Annotated in this window: 12 protein-coding genes; 8 read left to right on the top strand and 4 right to left on the bottom strand. The window is 72.7% G+C overall.

The genetic code is table 11. From position 1 onward, the window contains the following. The first annotated feature begins 163 nt into the window (after nt 1-163). From ACFYPD_RS24735 to ACFYPD_RS24725, 3 genes are all read left to right on the top strand, one after another. A complete protein-coding gene (locus ACFYPD_RS24735; RefSeq protein ID WP_387118130.1) occupies nt 164-1,192 on the top strand; it encodes a 6-phosphofructokinase in 1,029 nt (342 codons plus the stop codon). 73 nt (nt 1,193-1,265) lie between these two features. Next, entirely contained in the window at nt 1,266-2,084 is an 819-nt protein-coding gene (proC, locus tag ACFYPD_RS24730; RefSeq protein ID WP_387117869.1) for a pyrroline-5-carboxylate reductase, read from the top strand. A 66-nt stretch (nt 2,085-2,150) separates the two neighbouring features. Continuing rightward, entirely contained in the window at nt 2,151-2,501 is a 351-nt protein-coding gene (locus ACFYPD_RS24725) for a DUF2203 domain-containing protein (protein WP_387117867.1), read from the top strand. A gap of 35 nt (nt 2,502-2,536) precedes the next feature. Here ACFYPD_RS24725 and ACFYPD_RS24720 read toward each other — a convergent pair whose 3' ends face one another. Beyond that, nucleotides 2,537-3,484: a threonine/serine dehydratase gene (locus ACFYPD_RS24720; protein WP_387117864.1), complete on the bottom strand. Its 948-nt coding sequence runs from the start codon at nt 3,482-3,484 to the stop codon at nt 2,537-2,539. Nucleotides 3,485-3,663: 179 nt separating this feature from the next. Between ACFYPD_RS24720 and ACFYPD_RS24715 the strand changes: the two genes are divergently transcribed. Further along, nucleotides 3,664-4,467, top strand: a complete 804-nt coding sequence (locus tag ACFYPD_RS24715) for an SGNH/GDSL hydrolase family protein (RefSeq protein ID WP_387117861.1) — start codon at nt 3,664-3,666, stop codon at nt 4,465-4,467. Between the two features lie 90 nt (nt 4,468-4,557). Here ACFYPD_RS24715 and ACFYPD_RS24710 read toward each other — a convergent pair whose 3' ends face one another. Together ACFYPD_RS24710 and ACFYPD_RS24705 are read right to left on the bottom strand one after the other, a co-directional pair. After that, a complete protein-coding gene (locus tag ACFYPD_RS24710; RefSeq protein WP_387117858.1) occupies nt 4,558-5,850 on the bottom strand; it encodes an exo-beta-N-acetylmuramidase NamZ domain-containing protein in 1,293 nt (430 codons plus the stop codon). Between the two features lie 79 nt (nt 5,851-5,929). Beyond that, on the bottom strand, nt 5,930-6,421 hold the full coding sequence (locus ACFYPD_RS24705; RefSeq protein ID WP_387117855.1) for a glutathione peroxidase: 492 nt from the start codon (nt 6,419-6,421) through the stop codon (nt 5,930-5,932). A gap of 143 nt (nt 6,422-6,564) precedes the next feature. Between ACFYPD_RS24705 and ACFYPD_RS24700 the strand changes: the two genes are divergently transcribed. Further along, nucleotides 6,565-8,208 carry a glycosyl hydrolase family 18 protein gene (locus ACFYPD_RS24700; protein WP_387117852.1) on the top strand — a complete coding sequence of 548 codons (1,644 nt, stop codon included), beginning with the start codon at nt 6,565-6,567 and terminating at the stop codon, nt 8,206-8,208. A gap of 69 nt (nt 8,209-8,277) precedes the next feature. On the opposite strand, the gene ACFYPD_RS24695 is transcribed toward ACFYPD_RS24700, so the two are convergent. After that, entirely contained in the window at nt 8,278-9,267 is a 990-nt protein-coding gene (locus ACFYPD_RS24695) for a helix-turn-helix domain-containing protein (RefSeq protein WP_387117850.1), read from the bottom strand. Between the two features lie 240 nt (nt 9,268-9,507). Here ACFYPD_RS24695 and ACFYPD_RS24690 point away from each other — a divergent pair, with 240 nt between their 5' ends. From ACFYPD_RS24690 to ACFYPD_RS24680, 3 genes are all read left to right on the top strand, one after another. Continuing rightward, nucleotides 9,508-10,002, top strand: coding sequence for a hypothetical protein (locus ACFYPD_RS24690; RefSeq protein WP_387117848.1), 495 nt, complete (start codon nt 9,508-9,510; stop codon nt 10,000-10,002). Nucleotides 10,003-10,116: 114 nt separating this feature from the next. Further along, entirely contained in the window at nt 10,117-11,523 is a 1,407-nt protein-coding gene (locus ACFYPD_RS24685; protein WP_387117846.1) for a class II 3-deoxy-7-phosphoheptulonate synthase, read from the top strand. A 108-nt stretch (nt 11,524-11,631) separates the two neighbouring features. Continuing rightward, entirely contained in the window at nt 11,632-12,660 is a 1,029-nt protein-coding gene (locus tag ACFYPD_RS24680) for a threonine aldolase family protein (RefSeq protein ID WP_387117844.1), read from the top strand. Nucleotides 12,661-12,677 lie beyond the last annotated feature (17 nt).

The raw sequence follows: 12,677 nt of genomic DNA, 5'->3' as shown, positions 1-12,677 counted from the left end.
GGGGCCGGAACCGGCCGGGGCGCGGTGTCGGCGGAGACCCACGCCGACTACAGTGCGCACTGACGGCCCGCCCCGGGCCGGCAACGGCGCCGATGGTCTGATCTGACACATATCCTGGGGCTTATCCGGGCTTTACCTGATGCTCCAGGAGGATGAGCAGATCATGCGTATCGGCGTGCTCACCGGCGGCGGCGACTGCCCAGGTCTCAATGCGGTGATTCGGGCGGTGGTCCGCAAGGGCGTCGCCACCTACGGTCACGAGTTCGTGGGCTTCCGGGACGGCTGGAAGGGTCCGCTGGAGGGCCTGTCCAAGCCGCTGGGCATCGCGGACGTCCGTGGCATCCTGCCGCGCGGCGGCACCATCCTCGGCTCGTCCCGGACCAACCCGTTCAAGATCGACGGCGGCGTGGAGCGGATCAAGGACAACCTCGCCGCGCAGGGCGTGGACGCGCTCATCGCGATCGGCGGCGAGGACACCCTCGGGGTCGCCACCAAGCTGCACGAGCTGGGCGTCCACGTCATCGGCGTGCCGAAGACCATCGACAACGACCTCGGCGCCACCGACTACACCTTCGGCTTCGACACCGCCGTGAACATCGCCATGGAGGCGATCGACCGGCTGCACACCACGGCGGAGAGCCACCACCGCACCCTGGTCGTCGAGGTGATGGGCCGGCACGCCGGCTGGATCGCCCTGCACGCCGGTCTCGCCGGCGGCGCCAACGTGATCCTGCTGCCGGAGCGGCAGTTCGACGTCGAGCAGGTGGCCGGCTACGTCGAGAAGCGCTTCCAGCACCAGTACGCCCCGATCGTCGTGGTCGCCGAGGGCGCCCAGCCGCTGGACGGCCAGATGGTGCTGCACAACCAGGAGCTCGACGCGTTCGGCCACGTCCGCCTGGGCGGCGTCGGCCAGTGGCTCGCCGAGCAGCTGGAGGCGAAGACCGGCAAGGAGGCCCGCACCGTGGTGCTCGGCCACATCCAGCGCGGCGGCACGCCGACCGCGTTCGACCGGGTGCTCGCCACCCGGCTCGGCCTGCACGCGATCGACGCGGCGAACGAGGGCGACTGGGGCAAGATGGTCGCGATGCAGAGCACGGACATCGTCCGCGTCCCGCTGGCCGAGGCCACCCGGGAGCTGAAGACCGTGCCGCTGGAGCGGTACGCCGAGGCCGAGGTCTTCTTCGGCAGCTGACCGACGGCGGGCGGCGCGGCGGGTCCTCCGACGGGCCCGCCGCGCCGCACCTCCACCGAGAGGGGTACGGCTCATGGCACCCGAGGTGCACACGGTCGCGGTGATCGGCGCGGGCAAGATCGGCGAGCTGATGCTCTCCGGGCTGCTCCGCTCCGGCTGGCCGGTCGAGCGGCTGCTCGCCACCGCCCGGCGACCCGCCCGCGCCGAGGAACTGACCGCCCGGTACGGCGTCCGGGTGGTGGACAACCTCACCGCGGTGGACGAGGCCGAGGTGCTCGCCGTCTCGGTCAAGCCGCAGGACGCGGCCACGCTGCTGGACGAGATCGGCCCCAAGGTGCCCGCCGACAAGCTGGTCATCTCGCTCTGCGCCGGCCTGCCCACCGCCTTCTTCAACCGCCGGCTGCCCGAGGGCACCCCGGTGGTCCGGGTGATGACGAACACCCCGGCCCTGGTCGACGAGGCGATGAGCGCGATCTCGCCCGGGGCGCACGCCACCGGCGCGCACCTGGCCCTGGCCGAGGAGATGTTCAAGCCGCTCGGCGCCACCCTCCGGGTGCCCGAGTCCCAGCAGGATGCGGTGACCGCCCTCTCCGGCTCCGGCCCGGCCTACTTCTACCTGCTGGTCGAGGCCATGATCGACGCGGGCATCCTGCTCGGGCTGCCCCGGCAGGTCGCGCACGAGCTGATCGTGCAGACCGCCATCGGCTCGGCCGTGATGTTGCGCGACTCCGGCGAGCACCCGGTGAAGCTCCGCGAGGCGGTCACCTCGCCGGCCGGCACCACCATCTCCGCGATCCGCGAGCTGGAGAACCATGGTGTCCGCGCGGCCATGCTGGCGGCGCTGGAGGCGGCCCGCGACCGGGCCCGCGAACTCGCCGCCCAGGCCGACTGACCGGCCCGCTCCCGCCGGCACGGCGACCGGGAGTCGATCTCCGGCGGCGTGCCCCATACTGGCGCGGTGTTCACTCTCGCCCAGGCGCGACACCTGGTGGCCACCCTGCGGCCGCGCATCGACGAGCTGATCCGGCTCCGCGCCGACCTGGCCGAACTCCGGATCGACCTGGCCGACCACGGGGTCAGCGCCCTCGGTGGGCTGGCCGAGGTGAAGGCCCTGGAGGCCCGGCTGCACGCCGTCGTGGAGGAGTTGCACCAGCACGGCATCCAGGTCAAGGGAATCGCCCCGGTGCTGCTCGACTTCCCCGGCGAGCGGGACGGCCGGGCGGTGCTCTGGTGCTGGCTGGAGGGGGACGCCGACGTCCGCTGGTACCACCGGGTGGAGTGCGGCTTCGCCGGCCGCCGCCCGGTCTGATCCCGCCGGAGCCGGCCGCCGCCCGCTCTGACCGGTCAGCCGAGGGTGGCCAGCAGGGCCGGCGCGACGTTGCCGCCGCTGAGCACCAGGACGGTCCGCTCGCCGGGCGCCACCTCGACCAGCCCCGCCCGCAGCGCCGCCAGGGTGACCGCGGCGGCCGGCTCCAGCAGCAGCTTCGTGGCCTCCACCAACTCGGCCCAGGCGGGCAGGACGGCCGCCTCCGGCACCTCGACCACCGCGTCGACCAGCGCCCGGACGTGCGCCAGGGTGTGCCGCCCGGCGAACGGGGCGGCCAGGCCGTCGGCGACCGAGGCGGGGCGGAACGGCGGGGTCGGTGTCCCGGTCCGCAGCGCGTACGACATGGCGTTGGCCCCGTCCGGCTCCACCCCGACGATCCGCGTGCCCGGTGACCCGGCCCGGATCGCCGCGGCGATCCCGCTGATCAGCCCGCCGCCGCCCACCGGGACGAGCACCAGGTCCGGGGGCGGCCCGTCGGCCAGGATCTCCCGCCCGACGGTGGCCTGACCGGCGATCACGTCCGGGTCGTCGAAGGGCGCGAGCAGGTGGAAGCCGCGCTCGGCGGCGACCGCCTCGGCGGTGGCCAGCAGGTCGTCGGTGAGCACCGCCTCGGCGCCGAGCCGGCGGACCGTGGCCAGCTTGCCGGGCACCGCGTGCGGCGGCATGCAGACCACCGCGGGCAGCCCGGAGGCGCGGGCGACGTGGGCCACCGCGATCGCGTGGTTGCCGGCGGAGAAGGCCACCAGCCCGGCCGGTGTGCCGGCGCGCTCGGCGTGGGCGAGCAGCGCGTTCGTGGCGCCGCGGACCTTGAAGCTCCCGGTGTGCTGGAGGTTCTCGGCCTTGACCGCCAACCGGAGGCCCAGGTCGGCGCCGAGGGCCGGCGCGTCCAGCAGCGGGGTGCGGACCACCCGCCCGTCGAGGCGCCGCTCGGCCGCCGTCATGTCGTCCCCGGTGATCAACCGCACTCGACGAGCCTAGTCCGCTCCGCGCGGTGGCGAAAACCTTCAGTCGCGGTCACTGGCACGACAACGTTTTGTATCTATAAGTATCTATCGGCAACCGGCGCGAAATGTTGATCTTCCGTAGGCCCCCGATTCATTGATATCTATCTCTCACCACCACTTCCCACCCCCAGGAGTGCGACGTGCGGAGATCCCGTCTTGCCACCCTCGCCCTGACGCTGGCCGCCTCGTTCGGCGTCACGATGACCCTGGCCGCCCCCGCCCAGGCGGCCCCGACCGACCGCTACGTCGCTCTCGGCGACTCGTACGCCTCCGGCGTCGGCGCCGACAGCTACACCTCCGAGAGCGGGTCCTGCCTGCGCAGCAACAACGCCTACCCGGCGCTCTACAACACCAACATCAGGCCGGCCTCGTACCGCTCGGTCGCCTGCTCCGGCGCGACCACCACGGACGTCATCAACAACCAGCTCGCCGCGCTCTCCTCGACCACCACGCTGGTCAGCGTCACCATCGGCGGCAACGACGTCGGCTTCGCCACCATCATGAGCACCTGCGTGCTCCAGGGCGAGACCCAGTGCGTGGCCGCGATCCAGGCCGCCGAGGACAAGGCCCGCACCCAGCTTCCCGGCAAGCTGGCCAACGTCTACAACGGCATCCGCAGCCGGGCCCCCTCCGCCCGGGTCGTGGTGGTCGGCTACCCGGTCTTCTACCAGCTCGGCACGGTCTGCGTCGGGCTCAGCGCCACCTCCCGCGCGAAGATCAACGAGGGGATCAACCTGGTCGACGACATCACCCGCACGGCGGCCAGTTCGGCCGGCTTCACGTTCGCGGACGTCCGCTCGATCTTCGTCGGCCACCAGCTGTGCAGCTACGGCGAGAAGTGGCTGCACGCGTTGAACTACCTGAACCTCACCGTCTCGTACCACCCGACGGCGGCGGGGCAGTCCGGCGGCTACTACCCGGTCTTCCGCTCCGCCGCGGGCTGATCGGGACGGGCCCGCTCCGGTCCGCCTGACGGGCCGAGCGGGCGGTGGGGCCCGGGGTGCGGACACCCCGGGCCCCGTCGTCGACCGGCCTCAGTAGAGCAGGTACGGACGCCGCCGCCGGTCGAAGGCCGCCAGCTCGTCGGCCCAGGCGCCGACCACGTCGTCCACCTCGGCTCCCGCGTCGATCATCGTGCGCAGCCGGGGCGAGCCGGTCAGCTTGTCCACCCAGTACGGCCGGGCGGTGTCGTACGAGTCGAACCGCCACGCGAACGCCGGGTACTTCCGCGCCTCCACCAGCATCGCCACCGCGGTGCGGATCGGGTCGTAGGCGGCCCGGTCGACGACCTTGATCTCGACGCCGGCGCATTGCTTGTTCAGCAGGGCCGGTTTCTGCCCCGCCGACGTCGGGGCGAAGTACGCCTCACGGAATTCGACACCGGGCAGGTTCCGGGCGTTGAGCCGGTCTCCCCAGTGGTGGTCGAAGCCGCCGGCGAGCCCGCCGATCAGCTCGAACGGCCGGCAGGTGCCCCGCCCCTCGGTGATCGAGGCGACGCCCTCGAACAGGCAGGTGCCGGGGTAGACCAGCGCGGTGTCGGGCGTCGGCATGTTCGGGCTGGGCATCACCCACGGCAGGTCGGTGTCGGCGGCGAGCCGGTCACGCTTCCAGTTCCGGCACCGGACCACCTCCAGCTCGACCGGCCGTCCGGCGTCGGCGGGCAGGAACTCCGCGTTGAAGAACCGGGCCAGCTCGCCGACGGTCATGCCGTGCTGCTGGACGATCTCCTTCAGCCCCACGCCGGAGGTGAAGGCGGGCGTCATCATCGGCCCGCGCGCCCGCCCCCCGACGGGGTTGGGCCGGTCGAGCACGACGTACCGCTTGCCGACCCGGGCGGCCGCGACCATCGACGTGTACATCGTCCAGATGTACGTGTAGAAGCGGGCGCCCACGTCCTGGATGTCGAAGACGACCGTGTCCACGTCGGCAGACGTGAACAGGCTCTCCCACTTGGCCTGGCTGGCGCCGTACGCGTCGTAGACCGTGATGCCGGTGCGGGCATCCGTCCCGGTGCCCTCGCTGCCGCCGGCCTGGGCGGATCCGCGGAATCCGTGTTCGGGGCCGAACGCCGCGACGACCTGCACGCTGCCCGAGGAGTGCATGAGGTCGACCAGGTGCCGGTAGGCCGAGTCCACGCCCGTGGGGTTGGACACCACCCCCACCCGCTGGCCGGCCAGTGCGGCGAAGCCGGAATCGACCAGCACGTCCAGGCCGGTCGCCACCCGACGGATGCCGGGCACCGCCTGCCCCGGCGTGCCCGGGCCCGTCGCGGCAACCGCGCCCGCGGTGACCGCACCCGCGCCGGCCAGGAACCTTCTGCGCTCCATCATGACCTCCTCGTCCGAGGTCATTGAAACTTAGCTACAGTTCGATGGGCGGTCAAGGAAGGTTCCCTACAAGACGGCGTCAGTCGACCGGCAGCACCTTCTCGACGGTGGCACGCAGCTCGGGGGAGTCCGGGGTCACCGTCGGAGCGAACCGGGCGGCCACCGTGCCGTCCGGCGCGACGAGGAACTTCTCGAAGTTCCAGCGCACGTCCCCGGTGTGCCCCTCGGCGTCCGGGGTGGACACCAGTTCGGCGTAGAGCGGGTGCCGGTGCGGGCCGTTGACGTCGACCTTCTCCGTCAGCGGGAACGTCACGCCGTAGTTGACCTGGCAGAACTCCTCGATCTCGGCGGCGCTGCCGGGCTCCTGGCCGGCGAACTGGTTGCACGGCACGCCCAGCACGGTCAGGCCCCGGTCCGCGTACTCGTCGGCGAGGGCCTGGAGGCCGGCGTACTGCGGGGTGAGGCCGCACCGGGACGCCACGTTGACCACCAACAGGGCGCGGCCCCGATAGCGACCGAGGTCCGCGGGGCCGCCGGCGAGGGTGTCGATCTGCACGTCGAAAACGGTCATGGCACGAGGCTACGGGGCCGCGGGGGCCGACCGACGCCGGACCCGATGAATCGATGTATCTACATCTTGACGAAGTGGTGACGCGTGAGTAGCGTCTCAGCATCCAATCTGGAAAGTTTCCTAACTGTTTGGGGAGACGCCGTATGAAGACATCGCTCCGCCGGGCCCTCTGGGCCACCGGCGCCGTGGTCGCGCTCGCGGTCGCGGCGGTGCCGATGGCGACCGCCTCCGCCGCGGGCAGCGTTACCGCCACGTTCACCAAGGTGCAGGACTGGGGGACCGGTCACGAGGCGAAGGTGACCATCACCAACGGCACGAGCGCCAGCGTGAACACCTGGCGCATCGAGTTCGACCTGCCCGCGGGGACCACCATCAGCAGCTCCTGGGACGCCGACGTCACCAGCAGCGGCAACCACTACGTGGCGGTCAAGAAGAGCTGGGCCGGCCCGCTCGCCGCGGGCGCCAGCTTCAGCTGGGGCTACAACGGCACCGGGGCGTACAAGGCGCCCGTGAACTGCACGGTCAACGGCGCGTCCTGCTCCGGCGGCGGCACTCCTCCGACGACGACCACGCCGCCCACGACGACGCCGCCCACGACGACGCCGCCCACCACGACGCCGCCCACGACCACCCCGCCGACCACGCCTCCGCCCACCACGACCCCGCCGACCGGGGGCAAGAAGGTTGTCGGCTACTTCGCCGAGTGGGGCGTCTACGGCCGGAACTACCACGTGAAGAACATCCACACCAGCGGGTCCGCCGCCAAGCTCACCCACATCCTGTACGCCTTCGGCAACACCACCGGCGGCCGGTGCAGCATCGGGGACAGCTACGCCGACTACGACAAGGCGTACACCGCGGCGGACAGCGTCGACGGCGTGGCCGACACCTGGGACCAGCCGCTGCGCGGCAGCTTCAACCAGCTGCGCAAGCTGAAGAAGATGTACCCGAACCTGAAGGTGCTCTGGTCCTTCGGCGGCTGGACCTGGTCGGCCGGCTTCACCCAGGCCGCGCAGAACCCGGCCGCGTTCGCCGACTCCTGCTACGCGCTGGTCAAGGACCCGCGTTGGGCGGACGTCTTCGACGGCATCGACGTCGACTGGGAGTACCCGAACGCCTGCGGCCTCCAGTGCGACACCAGCGGCCCGAACGCGTTCAAGAACGTGGTCAGCGCGCTGCGGAGCAAGTTCGGCGCCAACTTCCTGGTCACCTCGGCGATCACCGCGGACGGCAGCAACGGCGGCAAGATCGACGCGACCGACTACGCCGGCGCCACGCCGTACCTCAACTGGCTCATGCCGATGACGTACGACTACTTCGGCGCCTTCAACGCCCAGGGGCCGACCGCGCCGCACTCCCCGCTCTACTCCTACACCGGGATCCCGCAGCAGGGCTTCTGGTCCGACGCGGCGATCCAGAAGCTCAAGTCCAAGGGCGTGCCGTCGGACAAGCTGCTGCTCGGCGTCGGCTTCTACGGCCGGGGATGGACCGGCGTGACCCAGAGCGCCCCCGGCGGCACCGCCACCGGCCCTGCGCCCGGCACCTACGAACAGGGCATCGAGGACTACAAGGTGCTCAAGAACAGCTGCCCGGCCACCGGCACGGTCGGCGGCACCGCCTACGCCAAGTGCGGCAGCAACTGGTGGAGCTACGACACCCCGGCGACCATCGGCGGCAAGATGACCTACGCGAGAAACCAGGGCCTCGGTGGCGCGTTCTTCTGGGAGCTCTCCGGAGACACCAGCAACGGTGAGCTGATCGGCGCCATCAAGGGCGGTCTCGGCTGAGCCGAGGGCCGACGCACCACCCACCCGGCGGGGAGGGGCCGCACCGGCCCCTCCCCGCACGGTTTTCGTTCAGGTACGGATGCTGCGGGCCCGGTGCTCCCGGGGCGAGAGCCCGTACGCGGCACGGAACGCCCGGCTGAAGTGTGCCCGGTCGCGGAAGCCCGAGTGGGCGGCCACCTGGTGGACGGCGAGGTGCCGCAGCCGCGGGTCGGCCAGGTCGCGGAAGCAGCGCTCCAGCCGGGCGGTGCGGATCAGTGCCGCCACACTCGTGTCGGCGTCCTCGAAGAGCCGGTGCAGCGCGCGCACCGAGAGGTGGTGCGCCTCCGCCACGGCGGCCGGGGTGAGCCCGGGATCGGCCAGGTGCTGCCGGATCCACGCCTCCGCCCGGGCCAGCAGGCCGGTGATCCGCACCTCGACGGGCAGTTCCCGCTCCGCCTCCAGCTGCCCGGCCAGGGTGCCGGCGATCAGATCCAGGGCGATCCGGTCGAGCCGCGGCGCGTCCGAGGCGGCGTACTGCTCGGGGTGGGCCACCAGCCGGCGCAGGAAGTTGGCCAGCAGGGCGCCCATCCCGGCGTCGGCGGGGATGTCCGCGGCGAGCAGCGCCGCCGCGCGGCGCGGGGGCAGCGGCAGGGCCCGGTGCGGCACCAGGACGGTCAGCGTCTCCAGCGGGTCGGCGGCCCGGTCCGGGGCGTGCCGGGAGCCGTGCGGGCGGACGGTGTCGATGAGGGCGAAACCGGACGGGCCGAGCCGGCCCGACCGCCGCTGCTGCGACACCACGCCGTGGCCGTTCAGCGGCAGGGCGAGCTGGTAGAGCTCCGGGTCCGAGCTGCGGATCAGCCGTGGCGTACGGGCCAGCTCCAGCGACGGGTACCGCCAGGCGCCGATCCGGACCACGCCCAGGTCGACGGCCCGGGCCGAGGCGGCGAAGTCGGCCGCGTGCGCGCTGCTGATCCGCGCGGCCACCGACTCACGGGCCACGACGTCCTGCCAGAAGTCGAACCGCTCGGCCGGGGGTAACCCGGCGGTGTCGACCGTTGCCACGGCGAGGATGACCGTCACCTCCTTGGGGGTACGCCATTGTCGTTGCCGGCCGGCCCGGCGTCCATTCGCCCGCGGGCCCGGACGCCGGTCCGCGTGCCGCCCTGGCCGGCCGGGGCGATCCGGGCGAGGATGGCAGGGTCGTCGAGGATCCGGTGGCCGCCGCCGCTCGGCGGCCCGGCGGGCCGGCATCCGGCGACGTCGATGTGACAGACTCGCCGCTCGGCATGTCCCGATGCCCGCGCCGATGGAAGGGGACCGATGGGCCTGACGCACCCGAGGGCGGTGGCCGGCGCGGCCCTGCTCGCGCTCCTGCCGGTCACGCTGGCCGGCTGCGGCCTCGGCGGCGGGGACGACGCCCCGGGCAGCCCGGCCAGCCAGTCCCAGCGGGCGCCGGCCGAGGAGGCGGCGGCCAAGAGCCGGGAGCGGGTCCAGGCGTACCTGGATGCGATGGCGGCCAAGGACGTCGACGCCGGTCGCAGCCAGCTCTGCGCGCCCATGCAGACCGCCTTCGACGCCGCCGCCACCGGGCCGAACGGCGACTTCGCCGACCACTTCACCGTCCCGCAGGCCACCATCACCGACGTCCGGTCCGGCCCGCGCGGCGAGGAGGTGACCACGTCGGTCACCGTGGCCGTCGGGTCCCGCAAGGCCACCCGCTCGCTGCTGTTCACCGTCACCCGCACCGGCGCCGACTGGTGCATCGACGGCGAGGCGCCGGGCGGCAACACCCCGGAGCCCGGCATCACCCCCTGACCCCGCACCCGCCCCGACCTGCGGCGGTCCCGGAGTGTGTCGCTGATCTCCCAACCACCGGAACCGTCCCCCTCGGCGGCGGGCCGCCCCGGCCGTCGCCGTACGCTTTCTCCCATGCGCCATGAGTGGCATCAGCTGAGTCACCCCGCCGTGGGCAGCCCGGGGCTCCAGACCAGTCGTCCGACCGTCGACTCCGCCGAGGACGCGGCCCTCGGCCTGGACCGCTGGCGGGAGCTGCCGCGCGCGCAGACCCCGCCCTGGCCGGACCAGGAGCAGGTCGCCGAGGTCTGCAAGGTGCTGGACACCGTGCCGTCCGTGGTCGCCCCCTACGAGGTCGACCAGCTCCGGCAGCGGCTGGCGCTGGTCTGCGAGGGCAAGGCGTTCCTGCTGCAGGGCGGCGACTGCGCGGAGACCTTCGCCGACAACACCGAGAGCCACCTGCTGGCCAACGCCCGCACCCTGCTCCAGATGGCGATCGTGCTGACCTACGGCGCGTCGCTGCCGGTGGTCAAGGTGGCCCGGGTCGCCGGGCAGTACACCAAGCCCCGGTCGCTGCCGACCGACGCGCGCGGCCTCCCGGCCTACCGCGGCGACATGATCAACTCGCTGGAGGCCACGCCGGCGGCGCGGGTCGCCGACCCGCAGCGCATGATCCGGGCGTACGCCAACTCGGCCGCCGCCATGAACATGCTCCGGGCGTACCTGGCCGGCGGGCTGGCCGATCTCCACGCGGTGCACGACTGGAACAAGGGCTTCGTGAAGCAGTCCCCGGCCGGCGAGCGCTACGAGGCGATCGCCCGGGAGATCGACCGCGCGCTGGCCTTCATCCGCGCCTGCGGGATGACCGACGACGAGGCGCTGCGCACCGTCACCCTCTACTGCTCCCACGAGGCGCTGGCGCTGGAGTACGACCGGGCGCTCACCCGGATCTCCGGCAACCGGGCGTACGGGCTGTCCGGGCACTTCCTCTGGGTCGGCGAGCGGACCCGGCAGCTCGACGGCGCGCACCTCGACTTCATCTCCCGCATCGCCAACCCGATCGGGGTGAAGCTCGGCCCGACCACCACCCCGGACGAGGCCATCGAACTCTGCGAGAAGCTCAACCCGGACAACGTCCCCGGCCGGCTCACCCTGATCAGCCGGATGGGCAACCACCGGGTCCGGGACGCCCTGCCCCCGATCGTCGCCAAGGTCACCGCCGCCGGCGCCAAGGTCGTCTGGCAGTGCGACCCGATGCACGGCAACACCCACGAGTCCTCGAACGGCTACAAGACCCGGCACTTCGACCGGATCGTCGACGAGGTGCTCGGCTACTTCGAGGTGCACCGCGGCCTGGAGACCCACCCGGGCGGCCTGCACGTCGAGCTGACCGGCGAGGACGTCACCGAGTGCCTCGGCGGCGCCCAGGGCATCGAGGACCTCGACCTGCCCGACCGGTACGAAACCGCCTGCGACCCGCGACTGAACACCCAGCAGTCGCTGGAGCTGGCCTTCCTGGTTGCGGAGATGCTCCGTGGCTGACGCGAGGAGTGAGCTTGCGAGCCCCGCAGTCGGCAGCCGAAAGAATGGCAGTGGCTGACGCGAGGAGTGAGCTTGCGAGCCCCGCAGTCGGCAGCCGAAAGGATGACAATGGCTGACTTTGTTGATCTTCGTTCGGACACCGTGACCCGGCCGACCGCCGGGATGCGGGAGGCGATGGCGACCGCCGAGGTCGGCGACGACGTCTACGGGGAGGACCCGACCGTCGCCGCGCTGGAGGCCGAGGTCGCGGCGCTCTTCGGGCACGAGGCGGCGCTGTTCGCCCCGACCGGCTCGATGGCCAACCAGATCGCCCTCCAGCTTGTCGTCCCGCCCGGGGACGAGCTGCTCTGCGACGCCGACGCGCACGTGGTCACGTACGAGATCGGCGCCGCGGCGGCGTACGGCGGGATCTCCTCGCGGACCTGGCCGGCGGTGGGCGCGGAGGTCGACCCCGAGGTGGTGGCCGGGATGGTCCGGCCGGACGGCTACTTCGCGGTGCCGACCCGGGCCATCGCCGTCGAGCAGACCCACAACCGGGGCGGCGGCGGGGTGATCCCCCTCGCGACCCTGCGTGAGCTGCGGCGGGTCGCCGACGAGCACGGTCTCGCCCTGCACTGCGACGGCGCCCGGATCTGGCACGCGCACGTCGCCGATGGGGTGCCGCTGGCCGAGTACGGCGGGCTGTTCGACACCCTCTCGGTCTGCCTCTCCAAGGGCCTCGGCGCCCCGGTCGGCTCGCTGGTGGTCGGCAGCGCCGAGAAGATCGCCCGGGCGCGGTTCGTCCGCAAGCGGATGGGTGGCGGGATGCGGCAGGTCGGCATCCTGGCCGCCGCCGGCCGGCACGCGCTGGCCCACCACGTCGAGCGGCTCGCCGAGGACCACGCCAAGGCCGCCCGGCTGGCCGAGGCGGTCGCCCCGTACGGGGTGCTCGCGACCGTGGTGCGGACCAACATCGTCCCGCTCGACCTGGCCAAGCACCCGCTCGACGCGCCCGCCCTGGCGGCCGCCGCCCGGGCGCAGGGCCTGCTGATCTCGGTGCTCGGCCCGCGTACCGCCCGCCTGGTCACCCACATGGACGTCTCCGACGCCCAGATCGACCACGCCGCGGAGATCCTGACCAACCTCCTCCGCGCCTGACCCGCCGGCCCACCTGG

The organism is Micromonospora sp. NPDC005299 (assembly GCF_042872345.1).
Taxonomy (GTDB): Bacteria; Actinomycetota; Actinomycetes; order Mycobacteriales; family Micromonosporaceae; genus Micromonospora.
The sequence above is the reverse complement of the archived record's forward strand: the minus strand, read 5'-3'. Positions and strand labels throughout refer to the sequence as shown.

Coding starts and splice junctions, on each gene's coding strand:
- ACFYPD_RS24705 (WP_387117855.1), bottom strand. CDS start 6,421: ATGACCGTTTTCGACGTGCAGATCGACACCCTCGCCGGCGGCCCCGCG.
- ACFYPD_RS24690 (WP_387117848.1), top strand. CDS start 9,508: ATGGGCCTGACGCACCCGAGGGCGGTGGCCGGCGCGGCCCTGCTCGCG.
- ACFYPD_RS24710 (WP_387117858.1), bottom strand. CDS start 5,850: ATGGAGCGCAGAAGGTTCCTGGCCGGCGCGGGTGCGGTCACCGCGGGC.
- proC (WP_387117869.1), top strand. CDS start 1,266: ATGGCACCCGAGGTGCACACGGTCGCGGTGATCGGCGCGGGCAAGATC.
- ACFYPD_RS24680 (WP_387117844.1), top strand. CDS start 11,632: ATGGCTGACTTTGTTGATCTTCGTTCGGACACCGTGACCCGGCCGACC.
- ACFYPD_RS24700 (WP_387117852.1), top strand. CDS start 6,565: ATGAAGACATCGCTCCGCCGGGCCCTCTGGGCCACCGGCGCCGTGGTC.
- ACFYPD_RS24685 (WP_387117846.1), top strand. CDS start 10,117: ATGCGCCATGAGTGGCATCAGCTGAGTCACCCCGCCGTGGGCAGCCCG.
- ACFYPD_RS24735 (WP_387118130.1), top strand. CDS start 164: ATGCGTATCGGCGTGCTCACCGGCGGCGGCGACTGCCCAGGTCTCAAT.